Source organism: Agromyces terreus, assembly GCF_009749465.1.
GTDB classification, from domain to species: domain Bacteria; phylum Actinomycetota; class Actinomycetes; order Actinomycetales; family Microbacteriaceae; genus Agromyces; species Agromyces terreus.
In genome coordinates this window covers 141,273-158,154 of the sequence record NZ_WBIS01000005.1, presented here as the reverse complement: position 1 = coordinate 158,154, position 16,882 = coordinate 141,273, and the positions used below count along the sequence as shown (strand labels likewise).

The window sequence follows — 16,882 nt, the reverse complement described above, 5'->3', positions numbered from 1 at the left end:
CACGGCGCGTGCCGGCAGGGCAAGATGGAATGTCATCCCCGAATCCCAGAGAGTCACATGAGTCCGAACCGGCAGAACGCGCGCGTCGTGGCCGTCGTCGTCGCCTATAACCGCCGAGACCTGCTCGTCGAGGTGCTCGACGCGCTCGGCGCCCAGCTCACCCCGGTCGCCAGGGTCGTCGTCGTCGACAACGCCTCGACCGACGACACCGCCGAGGTCGCCCGGGCCGCCGGAGCGCTCGTCGACCTCGTGACCCTCTCGCGCAACACGGGCGGGGCCGGCGGGTTCGCCGCCGGCATGGCCGTGGCCCTCGACCGCCACGACCCCGACTGGCTCTGGCTCATGGACGACGACACCGTGCCCACCGAGGGTGCGCTCGAGGCGCTCCTCGAGGCGGTCGCCGGCACCGACGTCGTCGCCGCCGGCTCCCGGGTGATCTGGACCGACGGCACCGAGCACCCCATGAACACGCCGCGCCCCAAGCCCTTCGTCGGCAAGGCCGAACGCGTCGCCGCGGCGCGAGCGGGCGGCATCGCGGTGCGCAGCACCTCGTTCGTGTCGATGCTCGTGCGCGCCGACGTCGTGCGCCGGGTCGGACTGCCCATCGCCGACTACTTCATCTGGAACGACGACTTCGAGTACTCGACGCGCGTGCTGCGCGGGCGGCGGGGCCTGCATGTGCCGGCCTCCGTGGTCGTGCACAAGACGAAGGTGCTCGGCTCGACGGATGCCGACCCCGGGCCGCGCTTCTACTACGAGGTCCGCAACAAGCTCTGGATGTTCCGTCGCTCGCAGAGCCTGTCGGGCTTCGAGAAGCTCGTCTACGGCGGTTCCAGCATCCGCAGGTGGATCAGGACCTTCCTCCGCTCCTCCGACCGCGCGGTGCTCCGCGACGGATGGAACCGCGGCTACCGCGACGGCACCCGCACCCGGCCGCGCCCCAACGGCGCATCGCTCGCGGGGCTCGGCGAGGTCAGCGAGGCCGTGCGCGCGGTGGAGGGCTGATGGCGGAGCCGTTCGCGCTGCTCATGCCCGTCTACCGCGGCGACGACGCAGCGCACTTCACCAAGGCGTTCACCTCGAGCGTCACCCAGCAGACGCGACGTCCCGAACAGGTCGTGCTCGTGCAGGACGGCCCGGTCGGCGACGACCTCGCAGCGGCGATCGACGCCGCCGTCACGGCATCCGAGGTCCGGGTCGTGCACCACGTGCTGCCCGAGAACGTGGGCCTCACCCGGGCGCTCACCGAGGGCCTCGCGCTCAGCGACCACGACATCGTCGCCCGCATGGACGCCGACGACATCTCGCTGCCCGAGCGCTTCGCCAAGCAGGTGCCCCTCGTCGAGGGCGGCCTCGACCTGGTGGGCACCGGCATGCTCGAGTTCCTCGACGACGACGGCTCCATCGTCGGCAAGCGCGTGCCGCGCACGGATGCCGCGGACATCGCCTCGTACGCCCGGTTCCACGATCCGTTCAGCCACCCCACGGTGGTGTACCGGCGCACCGTCGTCGACCGCGTCGGCGGCTACCAGGCGATGGGCCTCATGGAGGACTACTGGCTGTTCGCGCGCATGATCGCCGGCGGCGCGTCGGTCGGCAACCTCGCCGAGCCCCTCGTCATGTACCGGGTCGGTGCGGGGGCCTACGCCCGCCGTGGGGGCCGCGCCCAGTGGCGCAGCGAGCTCGCGCTGCAGCGCGCACTCCGCGGCATCCGCTTCACCACCAGGGGCCAGTACGTGCGCAACGTGACCGTCCGCGGCGTGTACCGGTTCGTGCCGGAGCCCGTGCGCAAGGTCGCCTACCGGCGGCTGATCGCCGGCGACCGGGCGAAGGCGTAGTCGGCCCGGCGCACCCGGGTCGCGCACGTAAACTGTCAGCCGTGTCCATTCTCATCACCGGCGGCGCCGGGTACATCGGCGCGCATGTCGTCCGGTCGCTGATCGAACGCGGTGACGAGGTCGTGGTCGTCGACGACCTCTCCAGCGGCGACGCCTCGCGCCTCTCGGGCGCCGACCATGCGACGATCGACCTCGCCGGCGACGACGCCAGGAGCGCGCTCGCCGCGTGCATCCGCGAGCACGGCGTCACCGGCATCGTGCACCTCGCCGCGCGCAAGCAGGCGGCCGAGTCGGTGGCCGTGCCCGAGCGGTACTTCCGCGACAACGTCGGCGGGCTGGCCGCGGTCGTCGGCGCGGCGGCCGACACGGGCGTGCGCCGCCTCGTCTTCTCCTCCTCCGCCGCGGTGTACGGCACGCCGGCGAACCCGAAGGTCGACGAATCGACGCCGACGCTGCCCATCAACCCCTACGGCGAGTCGAAGCTCATCGGCGAGTGGCTCGTGCGCGACGCCGTCGTCGCCCACGGCATCGACGCCGTCTCGCTCCGCTACTTCAACGTCGCCGGGGCCGGCTGGGACGACCTCGGCGATCCGCTGCCGCTCAACCTCGTGACGATCGCGATCGACCGTGTCCGACGGGGACTCGCGCCGCTCGTCTACGGCGACGGCTTCGAGACGCCCGACGGCACCGGCATCCGCGACTACATCCACGTCCTCGATCTCGCCGAGGCGCACCTCGCCGCGCTCGACTCGCTCGCGGCCGAGCAGGGCCCGGCGCGGGCGCGGGTCTACAACGTCGGCACCGGAACGGGCGCGAGCGTGCTCGAGGTGCTCGCGCGCCTCCGCGCCGTGTCGGGCATCGACCTCGAGCCGCGCATCGAACCCGCGCGGCCCGGCGACCCGGCCGCCGTCGTGGCCGACGCGTCCCGCATCGAGGCGGAGCTCGGCTGGACCGCAACCCGATCGCTCGACGAGATGGTCGCCTCCGCCTGGCGCGCCGCCGAACACCGCGACGCGCAGACCGCATGAGCTGGCTCGAGTTCGTCCCGCCGCTCCTGATGGCGGCGGCCGTGATGTTCGGCCCGGGGTTCGCGCTCGGCTTCGCCGCCGGGGCGCGCCGGTTCACGCTCTGGGCCGTGGCCCCGGCGATCACGGTCGCCTTCCTCTCGGTCCTCGCGATCGTCTACGGCCGACTCGGCATCGAGTGGGCGCCGCTCCCGATCGCGGCGGCCCTCGTGGTCGTCTCCGTGCCGGTGGGTGTGGCCGGCCAGCTCGTGCGCCGCCGTGCCGCTCGCCTGCCCCGGACCGAGCCGCCCGTCAGCATCTGGACGTTCGTGTCGCTCGCGATCGCGGCGGTGATCATCGGCACCCAGCTCGTGATCGGGCTCGGCGCCCCCGACCGCATCTCGCAGACCTTCGACGCCTTCTTCCACCTCAACGGCGTCCGCTACATCCTCGACACCGGCAGCGCGTCGTCGTTCGACATCCAGGGGCTCGTGCTGCCCGAGGGGGCGCACGCGTTCTACCCGGCAGGATGGCACGCGGTGACCTCGCTCGTCGCCGCGACCGGCATCGGCACGATCCCCGTGTCGGTCAATGCGGTCAGCGTCGTCGTGGCGGCCCTGGTCTGGCCGTCCGGATGCCTCCTCCTGATGCGTTCGCTGCTGCCGAGGAGCCTCTCCGCCACCCTCGCGGTCGGCGTCATGGCAGCCGCGTTCCCGGCCTTCCCCCTGATGATGCTGACGTTCGGCGTGCTGTACCCGTACGCCCTCGCCCTCGCGCTCCTCCCCGGCGCCCTCGCCTTCGCGTTCTCGCTCGGCCAGGAGCGGGCCTGGCGGAGCCGCGGCATCGTGTTCCGCAGCATCCTGCTCGCGGTCATCCTGGTGGGCATCGCCTTCGCGCAGCCCGCCGCGGCCTTCGCCTGGGCGGCGATGGTCCTGCCGCTCGTCATCTGGCGTGCGATCCCCGCGATCCGATCGGTCCCCGGCCGCCGGCAGGCGGTGTGGTGGGTCCTGCTCGGCCTCGGGCTCGTGGCGTTCGCGGCCGTCTGGATCTGGTTCGGGCGCATCGGCGCGAACTCGCCGTGGCCCACGTACACGAACCCGCTCTGGGCCCTCGTCGAATCCGTCTTCCAGGGGTTCGACGGGGCGATCCCGTCCGTCGTCGCGGGCTCGCTCGCCCTGCTCGGCGTCATCGACCTCATCCGCCGGCGCGAGAAGCTCTGGTTCGTCGCGACCTGGGCCGTGACGGTCGTGCTCTTCGTCGTCGCGGCGGCCGGCCCGTCGTGGAAGCTGCGGGCGTGGGTCGTCGGCGTGTTCTACCGCGACCCGCCCCGATTGAGCTCGCTGCTCGTCATCGCCGCCGTCCCGATGGCGGTCTTCGGCGCCCTCTTCCTCTGGCGGCTGGTGCAGCGCTTCGCGCTGCCCAGGCTGCGGCTCGTCCCGAGCTCGCGCGGTGCCCGATCGCTCGGCGCGGGCGGCCTCGTCGTGCTGGTGCTCGCCACGCAGCTCAGCCCGGCCATGGGGGCGCAGCTCGCCTGGACGGCCCGCACCTACACCGACGCCGAGGACGCCCCGATCCTCTCGGGGAGCGAGCGCGCCCTCATCGAGCGCATCCCCGAGCACGTCGCCGAAGACGCGGTCATCGCCGGCAACCCGTGGACGGGTGCGGCGTTCGCGTACGCCCTGACCGGGCGGCGCATGCTGAACCCGCACTTCAACTCGTACGTGTTCCCCGAGGCGGCGATCATCAACGAGCACCTGAACGACGCCCTCGACGACCCGGCCGTCTGCGAGGCGGTCCGATCGGCGGGGGTGACGCACGTGCTCGACTTCGGCAGTTACTTCCAGGACTCCGGCGAGACCGGCATCCGCATCGACGGCGCGACACCGTACCGAGGACTTCGCCACCTCGAGGAGGCGGGCGTGGCCGAGGAGGTCGACCGCGAGGGCGACGCCGTGCTCTACCGCATCACGGCCTGCGACTGACCCGTCGGGCGTCGGCGGAGATCAGTCCTCGCGCTCGATGCGGTCGGCCGCAGGGCGCTCATCTGCGGCATCCGACGACTCGGCCTCGTGGGCGATGATCGCGGCGCGGGCGTCTTCGGCGTCGGCGCGGGCGAGCGCGATCTCACGTGCGAGCAGCGTGATGCGGTGGTTCACCTGGACGTTGCGCCGGTACGTCGTCGCGACGAACACCAGGAACGCCAGGATGAGCGCGTAGAGCATGAGGTCGGCGCCTCGGCCGACGCCGATGAGGTTCGCGAACCAGCTGAGCCACTGCGGGAACAGGATCGACAGGATGGCGACGGCGACGAACGCCGCCATGAAGAGCCGGCGAAGGGCGAGGTGGCTGTCGCCGCCGGCCGGTCGGGCGAGGAAGAACCCGATGAGGATGACGCCGACGACGAGGAGGATCTGGATCCACATGGGTCACCTCACCAGCAGGTCGACGAGGATGTTGACGGAGTTCAACAGGGACTGCCCCTTCGCCTTCGAGTAGTCGGTGTACAGCACCTCGACGGGGAACTCGCGCCACGGGAGCTTCGTGCGCCCGAGCTTCATCACGATCTCGGAGGCGTGCGCCATGCGGTCCTGCTCGAGGTGGATCTGCGCGGCCGCGTCGGTGCGGATCACGCGCAGTCCGTTGTGCGCGTCGGTGAGGTGGAGCCCGGTGGTCTTGTTCGTCACCCAGACGGCCGTCTGCAGCACGATCTTCTTCAGCACGCCCGGATTCGTGCGGTCGTCGAGGAACCGGGACCCGAAGACGATCGCGACGTCGTCGTGCTTCGCGAGGTCGAGCATGAGCATGGCGTCTTCGATGCGGTGCTGGCCGTCGGCGTCGAACGTGACGAGATACCGTGCGCCGGGCTGCTTCACGACGTAGTCGAAGCCCGTCTGCAGGGCCGCTCCCTGACCGAGATTGACCGGATGCCGGATGAGGCGGGCCCCGGCGGCCTCGGCGGCGTCGGCGGAGCCGTCGGTGCTGCCGTCGTCGACGCAGACGATGTGCTCGAAATGCTCGCGCAGCTCGGCGACGACCCGCGCGATGACGCTGCCCTCGTTGTAGAGGGGGATCACGATCCAGGTGTCGCCGGAGTGCCTCCGAGGGTCGACCTGGGCGTGGCTGTCCATCAGGCCATTCTTGCAGAACAAGGTAGGCTGTCTGCGCAGCCGCGATCGCCCGGACGGCACAAGGAGCCCAGCATTGTCATCATCTTCGAGCGCCCGCATCGTCGAATCGGCAGACGTCTCGTCAGAAGCGACCATCGGCGACGGCAGCTCGGTCTGGCATCTCGCCCAGGTGCGTGAGAACGCCGTGCTCGGCGAGAACTGCGTGATCGGCCGCGGCGCGTACATCGGCACCGGGGTGCAGCTCGGCGACAACTGCAAGGTGCAGAACTACGCGCTCGTGTACGAGCCCGCCGTGCTCGCTGACGGCGTGTTCATCGGGCCGGCGGTCGTGCTCACGAACGACACGTACCCGCGCGCCGTGAATCCCGACGGAACGCTCAAGAGCGCGCACGACTGGGAGCCGGTCGGCGTCACCATCCGCACCGGCGCCTCCGTCGGCGCGCGTGCGGTCTGCGTGGCGCCCGTGACGATCGGCGCATGGTCGACGATCGCGGCCGGCGCGGTCGTGACGAAGGACGTCCCCGACTTCGCGCTCATGGCCGGTGTGCCCGCGCGACGCATCGGGTGGGTCGGCAGGGCCGGGCAGCGCCTGGTCGCCGACGGAGAGATCTGGCGCTGCCCGGCCACGGGCGCAGAGTACGTCGAGGCCGAAGGGGCCTTGAGAGAGATGAGTGAGAACGCATGACTGAGTCGTTCATCCCGCCCGCCAAGCCGATCATCGGCGATGACGAGCGTGCCGCGGTCGACCGGGTGCTCCGGTCGGGCATGGTGGCGCAGGGCCCCGAGGTCGCCGCATTCGAGCGCGAGTTCGCCGAGGTGCTGGTCGACGGCCGCGAGTCGGTCGCCGTCAACTCGGGCACGTCCGGCCTCCACCTCGGCCTGCTCGCCGCCGGCATCGGCCCCGGCGACGAGGTGATCGTTCCGTCGTTCACCTTCGCCGCGACCGCGAACTCCGTCGCGCTCACCGGCGCGACCCCGGTGTTCGCCGACATCGAGCCCGACCAGTTCACACTCGACCCGGCATCCGTTGAGGCGGCCGTCACCGAGCGCACCAAGGCGATCATGCCCGTGCACCTCTACGGGCACCCCGCGCACATGGCCGAACTGCAGGCCGTCGCCGACCGGCACGGGCTCGCGCTGTTCGAAGACGCGGCGCAGGCGCACGGCGCCTCGCTGGGCGGGCGCAAGGTCGGCACGTTCGGGCGCTTCGCGATGTTCAGCCTCTACCCGACGAAGAACATGACGAGCGGCGAGGGCGGCATGGTCTCGTGCGAGACGCCCGAGATGGTCCGCAACGTCAAGCTGCTGCGCAACCAGGGCATGGAGGCGCAGTACCAGAACGAGGTCGTCGGCTTCAACGCCCGCATGACCGACATCCACGCGGCCATCGGCCGGGTCCAGCTGACGAAGGTCGGCGCCTGGACCGAGACCCGCCGTGCGAACGCCGCCTTCTTCGACCGCGAGCTGCGCGGGGTCGTCGTCCCGCCCGTCGCCGACGGCGCGGTGCACGTGTACCACCAGTACACCGTGCGCGTGCCCGAGGACCGCGACGGCTTCGTGGCCGCGCTCAAGAACGAGCACGCGGTCGGCAGCGGCGTCTACTACCCGGTGCCGAACCACCGACTCGCGTCGCTCGAGCGCTTCGCACCCGGACTGCACCTCGCCGAGACCGAGCGCGCCGCCGGCGAGGTCGTGTCGCTTCCGGTGCATCCGTCGCTCTCCGGCGCAGACCTCGAGCGCATCGTCGCCGCCGTGAACGCCGTCGCAGGGGCGGGCGCCTGATGGGCGACCTGCGCGCCGGCCTCATCGGCGTCGGCATGATGGGCCGGCACCACGCGCGCGTCCTTCGCGAGATCTCGGGCGTCGAGCTCGTGGCCATCGCCGACCCCGGCGGCGATCCGCACGGCGTCGCCGGCGATCTCGAGGTGCTGCCCGACGTCGAGTCGATGATCGCCGTCGGCCTCGATCTCGCGGTCGTCGCGATCCCGACCCGGTTCCACTACGACGCGGCGATGAAGCTCGCCGACGCCGGCGTGCACACGCTCGTCGAGAAGCCGATCGCGCAGACCGTCGATCAGGGCCGCGAGATGACCGAGGCGTTCGCGAGCCGAGGGCTCGTCGGCGCGGTCGGCCACATCGAGCGCTTCAACCCCGCGCTGCAGGAGCTGCGCCGGCGCATCGCCGCGGGCGACCTCGGCGAGGTCTACCAGATCACGACCCGCCGTCAGGGGCCGTTCCCGTCGCGCATCGCCGACGTCGGCGTCGTGAAAGACCTGGGCTCGCACGACATCGACCTCACGGCGTGGGTCGCGCAGAGCGAGTACGCCTCGATCTCGGCGCAGACCCTGCACAAGAGCGGGCGCGAGTTCGAGGACATGGTGCTCGCGACCGGTCGGCTGCAGAACGGCGTGCTCGTCAACCACGTGGTCAACTGGCTGAGCCCCATGAAGGAACGCGTCACGATCGTCACCGGCGAGCACGGCGCGTTCGTCGCCGACACCTCCACCGGCGACCTCACGCTCTTCCGCAACGGCACCGTCGCGACCGAGTGGGAGGCCGTCTCGGCCTTCCGCGGCGTCAGCGAGGGCGACATGACGCGCTTCGCGTTCGCCAAGCGCGAGCCGCTCCGCGTGGAGCACGAGGCGTTCCGCGACGCGGTGCTCGGCGAGCGTCACGATGTCGTCACCATGGAGGAGGGGCTGCGCACCCTCGTGGTGGTCGAGGGCGTCATCACCTCCGCCGCGACCGGCGCGGTCGTCGAGTTCTGACCCCCGGGCCCGCCGCGATGCGAGTCGTGATCACCAGCCGCATCTTCGCACCCGAGCCGGCGGCCGCTGCCTACCGGCTCGCGGCGCTGGCGCGGGCCCTCGCCGACGGCGGCGACCGGGTGACGGTGCTCACCACACGTGCGCCGGCGGCCGACTCGGGCGAGCCGGCGGCGTCGGCCGGCATCCACCAGGCGTCGGGCCCTGCACCGACCGTGCCGATCCGGGTCCGGCGGTTCCCGGTGTTGCGCGACGCATCCGGGCAGGTGCGCGGCTACCTGCAGTACCTCAGCTTCGACGTGCCGCTCGCGTTCCGACTCCTCTTCGCACGCGGCGTCGACGTGGTCGTCACCGAACCGCCGCCCACGACGGGGTTCGTGGTCCGAATGGCCTGCGCGCTGCGCCGGATCCCGTACGTCTACTACGCGGCCGACATCTGGTCCGATGCCGCGGAGTCGACGGGGGCTCCCGCATTCGTGGTGTCGGTCGTGCGCAGGCTCGAGTCCTGGGCGTTGCGCGGCGCTCGCGCGGTCATCGCCGTGACCGACGGCGTCGCCGACCGGGCTCGCGAGCTCGCCGGCCACGACCGCGTCACGGTCGTGCGCAACGGCATCGACACGACCGTCTTCACTCCCGACGGCCCCGTGACCGACGGCCCGCCGACCGCGGTCTACGCGGGCACCACCTCCGAGTGGCAGGGCGCCGACGTGTTCGTCCGCGCCTGGCCGCGCGTGCGTGCCGCGGTGCCCGATGCTCGGTTGATGTTCCTCGGCCAGGGGAGCGCCTGGGCCGACCTGCAGCGGCTCGCCCGCGAGCTCGCGCCAGACGCCGTCGAGTTCCACGATCTCGTGCCGCCGCGCGAGGCCGCCGTCGCCCTCCGGTCCGCCCGGGTGGGCGTCGTCAGCCTCAAGCCGGGGCAGGGGTACGACTTCGCGTTCCCGACCAAGGTGTACGCGGCGCTCGGGTGCGGCACCCCCGTCGTCTACGTCGGGCCGGGCGAGGCATCCGCGGTCATCGAGCGCGACCGCCTGGGGCGCGCGGTGGCGTACGACGTCGAGGCGACGGCCGCGGCCCTCATCGAACTCCTGCAACGCGATCGACGCGACGAGCGCGAGCGGCTCTCGACGTGGACGAACGAGCACGCGTCGATCGGCGCGGCCGCGGGTGCCGCCGCGCGCGTGGTGCGCGACGGCGCGAGAGCCGGTGGCGCATGACGCCCGACGTCCGGCTCCGACGATCCGACGGCGCGCCGCTGCGCATCGCCTACCTCGTGTACAACGACATGCACCGCGACGCCCGCGTACTGCGCATCGCGCAGGCCGCGGTCGATGCCGGCGCTGAGGCGCGGGTCTTCGCGTTCGGGGGTCCGCGCGTCAGCCGCTACCCGACGGGCGTGACCCGCGACGGCGGAGGATTCGAGATCGAGCGCGTGCCGATCACCAGCATCGGGCACGTCCTGGTCGATGCCGGGGGCTTCGCACGGCGGATGCTGCGGGGCGGGCGCCGGGCGACCCCGCCCGCGCCCGAGAGGCCGGCCGCCGCCTCGCCGGAGCAGACCGCGGAGCCCCGCGTCGACCCCGTCGCGGCGGCCCCGAGCGCCGTCGCGGCCGTCCCGGTCGCGCCCGGCGGGGTGAAGGGGTGGGTGATCCGCCAGTGGCGTCGCGCCGACGGCACGGTGCGGCAGTTCTCGTTCTGGCGGAATGCGCGGTCCGCGGTGGTCGCGTGGCAGCCCGACGTGGTGCACGCGCACGACGCCAACACCCTGCCCGCGGCCGGTCGGGTCGCACGCCGTCTCGGCGTCCCGCTCGTCTACGACTCCCATGAACTGTGGACGCGGCGCAACGTCAGCAGCGACCGGCCGGTCGCGAAGCGGCTCGAGGGCCCGATGGAGCGTCGGGGCGCCCGGCGCGCCGCCGCGGTGGTGACCGTGTCGCCGAGCATCGCCGAGTGGCTCCAGCGCACGTACGGGCTGCGTGAACGGCCGACGCTGGTGCGGAACATCCCGCCGCTCTCCGCCGAACCGGTCGAGCGCTCGGGCGGTCGCCTCCACGAACTGGCGGGGCTGGCGGATGACGCCCGAATCGTCGTGTACTGCGGGGGCATCACCTTCAACCGCGGTATCGAGCGCGTGATCGCGGCGCTCCCGAACCTCCCCGACGACATGCACTTCGTCCTGCTCGGAGAGGGCGCCGAGACCTATCTCGGCGACCTCCAGCGGCTGGTCGATCGCATCGGCGTCGCGGATCGCGTGCATTTCGCGGGCGCGGTCGCACCGTCAGAGGTGTCGGCGGCGCTCGCCGATGCGGACGTCTCGGTCGCCCTCACCCAGCCGACGGTGCTGTCGTACGAGTACTCGCTGCCCAACAAGCTGTTCGAGTCGATCCATGCCGGGCTGCCCGTGCTGGCCTCGGCGACGAAGGACGCGGCCGCGATCGTCCGCGAGTTCGATCTCGGCGGCGTCGTGGCGCCCGATGCGGGCCCGTCGGAGGTCGCCGACGCGATCGAATCCATCGTCGCCGACGCGCCGCGGCACCGCGCCGCAGCCCGCAGGGCCGCGGTGGAGCTGACCTGGCAGCACGAGGCGGCGCGGCTCATCGCGCTGTACGAGCGGATGCACCCGGCCGCCGCCGCGAGCGGATCGACCGATGGCTGAGCGGAGCGCACTCCGCCGCGCCGCGTGGCGCGCGCTCGGGGCCATGCCGGAGGGCCTGCAGCTGAGGGTCAATCCGTCGAAGTACGGATTCGCCCCCGGCGATCGGCCGCCGCCGCCCGTCGCGCCCGCGACGCCGGTGCGGCTGTACGTCGGCGCCGTCAACTCGGCCGGGCAGGGATTCGCGTGGGCGCGCGCCGCCGAGCGGCTCCCCGGCGTCGGCGCGGTCGACCTCCAGCACCGTGGCGAGGGCGGTTTCGGCTTCCCGAGCGACTACTCCGTCCCGACCACCGTGTTCGTCCGATCCGAGGCCTGGCAGCGTGCGCACTTCCGCGCCGTGTCCCGATCCTTCACCCACGTGATCGCGGAGTCGGTCTGGCCGTTGTTCACCTCCCGGTTCGACGACGACGTCGAGCGTGAGGTCGACGCGATGCGCGATGCCGGCGTCCGGGTCGCGATCCTCGCCCACGGCAGCGACATCCGGCTCCCGAACCGCCATGCGCTCATCGACGAGTGGTCCCCGTTCCGGGAGGGCGTGTGGGATGCGACGCCGACGCTGCAGCGGCAGGCCGACGCCAAGCACGCGATCCTCGAGCGGCTCGACGTGCCGGTGTTCGTCTCGACCCCCGACCTGCTCGGCGACTGGCCGGCGGCGACCGTGCTGCCGCTCGTCGTCGACACCGACCGATGGCGCGTCGACGCCGAGCCGCTCGAACGGGAGGTGCCGGTCGTCGTCCACGCGCCGAGTCGCGCGGTCGTGAAGGGCACGGACGCCATCCGGCCGGTCATGCACGCGCTCGCCGAACGCGGCGTCGTCGACTATCGCGAGTTCAGCGGCATCCCGTCGGCGGAGATGCCGGCCCGCATCGCCGACGCCGACATCGTGCTCGAGCAGTTCCGCATCGGCACCTATTCCGTGGCCGCGGTCGAGGCGATGGCCGCCGGGCGCGTCGTAGTGGGGCACGTCCACGAGCAGGTGCGCGAATACGTCCGGAGCGCGTACGGCCGGGAGCTGCCGGTCGTGCAGGCCACGCCCGACACGCTCGAGGAGGTCCTCCTCGACCTCATCGCGCGCCCCGACCACGCCCGTTCGATCGCCGCCGCCGGGGCCGACTTCGTCCGCAGCGTGCACGACGGGCGGACGTCGGCGCAGGTGCTCCGCCCGTTCCTGCTCGGCTGAGCAGCGCGTACAGCATGCCTCCACCGCGGTTGTGCGAGGATTAACGATCGATCGCCCGCCGAGGTGACGCCCGCCCGACGGCGGCGTCGCGGCACACCCGAACAGCCAGTCGCGATCACCGGCGAGAAGGAATCGACAGTGAAGGCCAATCTGCAGACGTTCCGAAGGATCCTGCCGTTGCTGCCGGCGAAGGCGCGCGGGTTCCTCTGGTTCTACGTCGCCTTCTCGAGCGCGCTCGCCGGACTCGACATCGCCGCGCTCATGCTGCTCGCGGTCTCGCTGACCGGCATGGTGAACAACCAGCCGGTCGTCCTGCCCGTGATCGGCACGATCGAGCCCAGCGGGTTCATCTGGGTCCTGCTGCTCGTATGCGGCCTCATCATCCTGAAGTCGGTCATCGCCGTCGCTCTCCAGTGGGTCGCGACCAGACGATTCGCCTCGTACGAGCTCGAGATCGGCGACCGGTTGTTCGACGCGTACATCAAGGCGCCGTGGACCGAGCGACTGCGCCGCAACACCTCGCAGCTCATCAGGCTCGCCGACGTGGGCATCGCGAGCGTGGTCGGCGGGTTCATGCTCCCGATGCTGTCGCTGCCGACGATGCTGACGACCTTCATCGCCGTCGTGCTCGTGCTCGTCATCGCCCAGCCGGTGACCGCGGCGATCACCCTCGTCTACCTGGGGCTCATCGCCTGCCTGCTGTACTTCGTCGTGGCCCGGAAGTCGATCGAGGCGGGCCGGGTCAACCGCACCTATTCCTTCAAGGTCGCCGGTCTCATGACCGACATGGTCAACGCGCTGAAGGAGATCACCCTCCGCAACAGCGCGCCGTCCGTGGCGAGGGCGGTGCACGACAACCGCATCCACACCACGAGGGCCCGCTCGAACCTGAGCTTCCTCGGGCAGCTTCCGAAGTTCGTCTTCGACGGGGCGCTCGTCGGCGGGTTCCTGCTCGTCGGCGGGGCCTCCTACCTCGGCAGCGGCGGCAACATCGCGGCCGCGTTCTCCTCGGTCGCGCTGTTCGGCGTCGCCGGGTACCGGCTCGTGCCCTCGCTGACCGGGTTCCAGTCGGTCATGACGCAGACGCACGCGAACGTGCTCATCGTGAACGACGTCATCAAGGACATCGAGCAGTCGGTCGAGTACGTGCACTACGCCGACAACGTCGGACGGCGCCCGATCGAGGGCGAGCCGCGCGAACTGGTGCTCCAGGATGTCAGGTTCACGTACCCGCAGCGCAGCGAGCCCGCGCTGAGGGGCGTCGACCTCGTCCTGCCCATGGGCACGACCCTCGGCATCGCCGGTGCGTCGGGCGCCGGCAAGACCACCCTCGTCGACCTCCTCCTCGGACTGCTCGTGCCCTCCGAGGGCAGCATCCGCCTCGACGGCGTCGAGCTCGAGGACGTGCTGATGGGGTGGCGGTCACGGGTGGGCTACGTGCCTCAGGACGTCTCGCTCTTCGACGGGACGGTGGCCCAGAACGTCGCACTCACCTGGGGCGACGACATCGACCGCGACAAGGTGCGCGACGCGCTCGAGCGGGCCCAGCTCTGGGAGACGATCGCCCTGCGCCCCGGCGGCATCGACTCGCGCATCGGCGACCGGGGCATGTCGCTCTCGGGCGGCCAACGGCAGCGCCTCGGCATCGCCCGGGCACTCTACGGCGACCCGCTGGTGCTCGTGATGGACGAGGCGACCAGCGCCCTCGACACGAAGACCGAGTCCGACGTCGCGTTCGCGATCCGCAGCCTGCGCGGCCAGGTCACGATCGTGTCGGTGGCGCACCGGCTCTCGACCATCCGCGACAGCGATCAGGTCGTGTTCATGCGCGACGGCAAGATCCTCGCGAACGGCAGCTTCGACGAGGTCGTCGCCGCCGTGCCCGATTTCGCGACGCAGGCGGCCCTCGCCGGCCTCACGAAGTAGTCGCCGATGCTGCCGAAGGGGGTCGGGGCGCTCGCGGGCCGATTCTCGCGCTTCGTGCCGGAGTCGCTGCTCACCCGCATCCTTCCGGCGCGCCTGCGCTACGACCGGCATGCGCTCCCGGTCGCCGAGGCCCCGGCCACGCCGGTCCGACTGTTCATCGCGCCCGTGAACTTCGCCGGCCAGGGGTGGCAGTGGGCCCGCGCCGCCGAGCGGCTCCCCGGCGTGGGGGCGGTGAGCATGGCGTACCGCATCGGCACCGAGTTCGGGTACCCGGTCGACCAGGTCGTGCCCGCCTCCGCGTACGTCCTCTCGCGCAGCTGGCAGGCGGCGCAGCTCGACGCGGTTCGGACCGGGTTCGGCCACGTGCTGGTCGAGGCCGAACGGCACCCGTTCGGGCGCGTGTACGACCAGACCGTCGAGCAGCAGGTCCGCGGCCTCGTCGGCCGCGGCATCGGCGTCGCCATGCTCGCCCACGGGAGCGATGTCCGCCTTCCGAGCCGGCACGCGGCGAGGCATCCGGATTCCCCATTCGCCGACCCCGAATGGGATCAGGTCGCCGTCTTCGAACGGCAGGCCGCCCGTCACCTCGCGCTCCTCGAGCGGCTCGGGCAGCCGGTCTTCATCTCGACGCTCGGGCTGCTCGAGGACCTCCCGGCGGCGCAATGGCTCCCGGTCGTCGTCGACGTCGATGCGTGGGCCGGCGGACCGCCGCCGATGCGGCGGGAGCGCCCGGTCGTCGCGCACGCGCCCTCGAGCGGTCGCATGAAGGGATCCGATCTCGTCGACCCGGTGCTGACCCGCCTGCACGACGAGGGGACGATCGAGTACCGCAGGGTCGAGGGGGTTCCGGCCGCCGAGATGCCCGACGTGTACCGCAACGCCGACATCGTGCTCGACCAGTTCCGGATCGGCGACTACGGCGTCGCCGCCTGCGAGGCGCTTTCCGCCGGGCGCATCGTCGTCGGGCACGTGGCCGACGAGGTGCGCCGCGCCGTCCTGGAGCGCACCGGGCGCGAACTGCCGATCGTCGAGTCGACCGGGGCATCCGTCGAGCGCGTCATCCGCGAACTCGTCGCCGACCCCGGCGCTCCCGCAAGGGCCGAGCGCGGCATCGAGTTCGTCCGCGAGGTGCACGACGGCCGCGCATCCGCGGCCGCGCTCAGCGGATTCCTCGGGGTCGACCCCGAGGGCGTGCTCCCGCCCCGACCGTGAGGCACGGTTAGCCGACGGGGGCGTCCGCTTTCGCCTGCCGGGCTGCCGTCGGATCGGAGCGGCGTCGACGCTGCCGATCGTCCCACCACCGGCGCATCCGTCGTTCGAACGGGCGCTCGATCCAGATGTGGAGGGCCGCGGCCGCCGCGAGCGAGAGGATCAGCAGCAGCGCCGTCCATCCCAGCGCGCCCCAGCCGGCGGGCTGGCGACCAACAACGGCGAGCAGCGCGTAGATGATCGTGGCGTGCACGAGGTAGAACGCGTACGACCAGTCGCCGAGCATGACCAGCAGCTTGGAGCGGAGGAGGGAGAACCCGCCGACGAGGTCGCGACGCGCGACGGCGGCGATCGTGATGGCGCAGAGCATCACGATCCACTCGTTCGAGGTCGAGAGGAAGAAGCGGGTCACGGCATCCACCGACTCCCGGTGCCCCGAGATGCCGATCCAGACGAGGAAGGCGCCGCCGAGGACGTAGCAGGCGATCGGCTTCACCCGCACCCGCCAGCCGGCGAGCATGGCGCTGGCGAGGCACATGCCGAGCACGAACTCCGAGAGCCGCGAGACCGGCAGGGGGAGTTGGGCCGCCCAGGACCCGGGCCAGGCCATCACGGAGGCGCGGTACGCGAACATCACGACGACGACGATGCCCGCCGCGATGAGCGAGCCGCGCAGGCGGAGGGGGAGGAGGACGCGGTTGATGAACGGATGCAGCGCGTAGAAGAACGCCTCGCAGGTGAGCGTCCAGGCGGCGGGATTGCCCGAGAAGAGGATCACGGGATCACGCGACCAGCCCTGGAGGAGGAACACCGACAGCAGCAGGATGCCGAGATCGAACGGCTTCACCCACCATTGCGCGGGGTCGGGCGCGAAGCTGTAGAAGACCGGGATGGCGATGAGCAGCGCGACGAGGTTCGCGGGGTAGATGCGCGCGAAACGGCGCCACCAGAACGTCGGCATCGTCGTCGTGGCCCGCGCCGACCAGGTGAGGACGAACCCCGAGAGGACGAAGAAGAACGCGACGCCGAAATGGCCGAGCGAGATGACCGCGGCTCCGGGGAGCGGGACGAAGTTCAGCATGTGGTGGCCGAAGACGGCGAACGCCGCCCACCAGCGCAGTCCGGTGAGGGAGTCGAGGCGCCGGGAACCGTCGACGACGCCCACGGGGGTGCTAGCCAACG

The 16,882-nt window shown here is 71.8% G+C and carries 15 protein-coding genes; 12 read left to right on the top strand and 3 right to left on the bottom strand.

Annotated features, from left to right (window positions below):
• The first annotated feature begins 57 nt into the window (after nt 1-57).
• The 4 genes from GQQ92_RS11850 to GQQ92_RS11835 are packed head-to-tail and all read left to right on the top strand — an operon-like array spanning nt 58 to nt 4,824.
• A complete protein-coding gene (locus tag GQQ92_RS11850; protein ID WP_156999505.1) occupies nt 58-1,005 on the top strand; it encodes a glycosyltransferase in 948 nt (315 codons plus the stop codon).
• Nucleotides 1,005-1,838, top strand: a complete 834-nt coding sequence (locus tag GQQ92_RS11845; protein WP_308206772.1) for a glycosyltransferase — start codon at nt 1,005-1,007, stop codon at nt 1,836-1,838. Before GQQ92_RS11850 ends, GQQ92_RS11845 begins: the two co-directional genes overlap by 1 nt.
• 41 nt (nt 1,839-1,879) lie before the next feature.
• Nucleotides 1,880-2,866 (top strand): UDP-glucose 4-epimerase GalE, encoded by a 987-nt coding sequence (gene galE / locus GQQ92_RS11840; RefSeq protein WP_156999504.1) that lies wholly within the window; start codon nt 1,880-1,882, stop codon nt 2,864-2,866.
• Nucleotides 2,863-4,824, top strand: coding sequence for a DUF6541 family protein (locus GQQ92_RS11835; RefSeq protein WP_156999503.1), 1,962 nt, complete (start codon nt 2,863-2,865; stop codon nt 4,822-4,824). The genes galE and GQQ92_RS11835 overlap by 4 nt, the downstream gene beginning before the upstream one ends.
• A gap of 21 nt (nt 4,825-4,845) precedes the next feature.
• Here the strand turns inward: GQQ92_RS11835 and GQQ92_RS11830 are convergent, their stop codons facing one another.
• Entirely contained in the window at nt 4,846-5,265 is a 420-nt protein-coding gene (locus tag GQQ92_RS11830) for a DUF2304 domain-containing protein (RefSeq protein ID WP_156999502.1), read from the bottom strand.
• 3 nt (nt 5,266-5,268) lie between these two features.
• Nucleotides 5,269-5,970: a glycosyltransferase family 2 protein gene (locus tag GQQ92_RS11825; RefSeq protein WP_156999501.1), complete on the bottom strand. Its 702-nt coding sequence runs from the start codon at nt 5,968-5,970 to the stop codon at nt 5,269-5,271.
• A gap of 73 nt (nt 5,971-6,043) precedes the next feature.
• On the opposite strand from GQQ92_RS11825, the gene GQQ92_RS11820 reads away from it, so the two are divergent.
• The 8 genes from GQQ92_RS11820 to GQQ92_RS11785 all read left to right on the top strand — a co-directional run bounded on the left by GQQ92_RS11820 (nt 6,044) and on the right by GQQ92_RS11785 (nt 15,703).
• Nucleotides 6,044-6,655 (top strand): acyltransferase, encoded by a 612-nt coding sequence (locus tag GQQ92_RS11820; RefSeq protein WP_156999500.1) that lies wholly within the window; start codon nt 6,044-6,046, stop codon nt 6,653-6,655.
• A complete protein-coding gene (locus tag GQQ92_RS11815) occupies nt 6,652-7,752 on the top strand; it encodes a DegT/DnrJ/EryC1/StrS family aminotransferase (RefSeq protein ID WP_156999499.1) in 1,101 nt (366 codons plus the stop codon). Before GQQ92_RS11820 ends, GQQ92_RS11815 begins: the two co-directional genes overlap by 4 nt.
• On the top strand, nt 7,752-8,738 hold the full coding sequence (locus GQQ92_RS11810; protein ID WP_156999498.1) for a Gfo/Idh/MocA family protein: 987 nt from the start codon (nt 7,752-7,754) through the stop codon (nt 8,736-8,738). Before GQQ92_RS11815 ends, GQQ92_RS11810 begins: the two co-directional genes overlap by 1 nt.
• A 17-nt stretch (nt 8,739-8,755) precedes the next feature.
• Entirely contained in the window at nt 8,756-9,949 is a 1,194-nt protein-coding gene (locus GQQ92_RS11805; RefSeq protein ID WP_156999497.1) for a glycosyltransferase family 4 protein, read from the top strand.
• Nucleotides 9,946-11,388, top strand: a complete 1,443-nt coding sequence (locus GQQ92_RS11800; protein ID WP_156999496.1) for a glycosyltransferase — start codon at nt 9,946-9,948, stop codon at nt 11,386-11,388. Before GQQ92_RS11805 ends, GQQ92_RS11800 begins: the two co-directional genes overlap by 4 nt.
• The gene (locus GQQ92_RS11795; protein WP_156999495.1) at nt 11,381-12,565 is read left to right on the top strand and encodes a glycosyltransferase; all 1,185 of its coding nucleotides are present in this window, start codon (nt 11,381-11,383) and stop codon (nt 12,563-12,565) included. The genes GQQ92_RS11800 and GQQ92_RS11795 overlap by 8 nt, the downstream gene beginning before the upstream one ends.
• A 138-nt stretch (nt 12,566-12,703) precedes the next feature.
• A complete protein-coding gene (locus GQQ92_RS11790; RefSeq protein ID WP_156999494.1) occupies nt 12,704-14,491 on the top strand; it encodes an ABC transporter ATP-binding protein in 1,788 nt (595 codons plus the stop codon).
• Between the two features lie 6 nt (nt 14,492-14,497).
• On the top strand, nt 14,498-15,703 hold the full coding sequence (locus tag GQQ92_RS11785; protein ID WP_156999493.1) for a glycosyltransferase family protein: 1,206 nt from the start codon (nt 14,498-14,500) through the stop codon (nt 15,701-15,703).
• A gap of 7 nt (nt 15,704-15,710) precedes the next feature.
• Here GQQ92_RS11785 and GQQ92_RS11780 read toward each other — a convergent pair whose 3' ends face one another.
• Nucleotides 15,711-16,880: an acyltransferase family protein gene (locus tag GQQ92_RS11780; RefSeq protein ID WP_232057663.1), complete on the bottom strand. Its 1,170-nt coding sequence runs from the start codon at nt 16,878-16,880 to the stop codon at nt 15,711-15,713.
• Nucleotides 16,881-16,882: the final 2 nt, after the last annotated feature.